Origin of the sequence: Phenylobacterium sp., from assembly GCF_013822795.1 — a bacterium.
GTDB lineage: Bacteria > Pseudomonadota > Alphaproteobacteria > Caulobacterales > Caulobacteraceae > Phenylobacterium.
This window is the reverse complement of record NZ_PNLB01000042.1, coordinates 1-1,426: the sequence shown is the minus strand read 5'-3', so window position 1 is coordinate 1,426 and position 1,426 is coordinate 1. Positions and strand designations below refer to the sequence as shown.

Sequence of the window (1,426 nt, the reverse complement as noted above, 5' to 3'; positions counted from 1 at the left end):
ATCGAAGCGCATGGGATCATGCGGGCGCTCGACGCGCTCTTTGCGTCATTGACGTGTCGAGCGCGGAGACGCGCCGAGACGGCGATCGAGAAGGACTGCGCCTCATGACGACTCTCGCGGCGCTTGATCTTTCGATTCTGATGGAAGGCTTGCAGCGTCGTCTTGCGGCGAAGAATCGGGCGGCGCTGAACGATCTTGCGGCTGCGGTGCAATCGGCTGAGCGTTACCGCGCGCAAACAGCCAACAGCTCGCGCGCGGCGCCCCGGCCCCGACACGACGAGCGGCCGGACACAGGGCCGCGCGCGCAGGCTCCAGGCGAGAAGTCCCGGGCCGACGATGAATTGCGCGTGAAGCGCGCGGTCGCAGCGAAGGGCAGCGTTTCGCAGACCGACGTCTCGGCGCGTGCGCCCGCCGCGGTTGCGCAAACGGCGCGACCCTCATCGCCGGCACTGGGCGGCCGCGCGCCGGCGACGGGCGCAGCGATCGCATCCGTGCGGTCCGCCTTGATCGCGAAGGCTAATCTTGCGGCCGGCTCGCAGGCGGCGGTCGTCAAGATCGCGAGTTTCGGTTCTGGCGCGGCACGGGCGAAATCGCTTCTGAACTATCAGAGCGACAAGGGCGAACTGACGCTGGAGCGCCATGATGGGTTGATGATCACCGGGCAGCGCTCCGTCGCCGACTTCGCCGCCACGTGGCGCGCCGAAGATGGCCGCGCGCCGTCCAACGACGTGCTGCAGTTCGCAATGCGGTTCGACCGCAGGCTGGAGGCAACGCAGGCGCAAGACGCGCTTACGGAGGCTCTTCGCGGCCATCACTATGCATGGCGGCTTTCGCAGCATGGCGCGCATAGCCGCGTCGACATCGTCATGACGGCCGCGAGTCGCGAGCGCAATGCGGGCGGCCGGCTTCACCGGATCTACGACAATCAGCGGTCGATTGACGGTTTGCGCGATCGGTTGGAGGGCGCATTCGGCCGGGACGCCGAATTTACCGACCCGAAATGGGCGCATGGGGTCGAGGGCGCCACGACGGCGCTGGCCCGACTTACCCGCGGCGGTGAGATCGAGGTATTTGGGCCGGACGGCCGTGTGCTCAAAGATGAAGCCGAGCGCCTCGCGCGCGAGCTGCCGAACCGCCCACCGCGCGCCGCGTCGCGTGAGGCCAATGTCAGCCTGGAAATCGCCAAATCCTGGCGGCCGCATATGCGATCGAGCGCGCCGCGCGACTTTGCGCATGTCATTTTGAGCGCCAAGCCCGGCACGGACAAAGCGGCGTTTATGGACGCCGCGCGGGCGACCCTGGCGCGCGCGTTTGCCGGACATGAGTATGTTTTCGTGATGCATACGAACCGAGAGCATATTCATGTGCATGCGGCGGTTCGACTTGTCCGGGACGACGGCAAGCGGCTCGACCCAAAAATTCAGGA

Annotated in this window: 1 protein-coding gene; it reads left to right on the top strand. The window is 66.8% G+C overall.

Annotated features, from left to right (window positions below):
• Positions 1-104: 104 nt before the first annotated feature.
• Positions 105-1,426, top strand: a 1,322-nt coding sequence (locus C0481_RS21795) for a relaxase/mobilization nuclease domain-containing protein (protein WP_293407841.1), incomplete at its 3' end; no start/stop codon positions are given.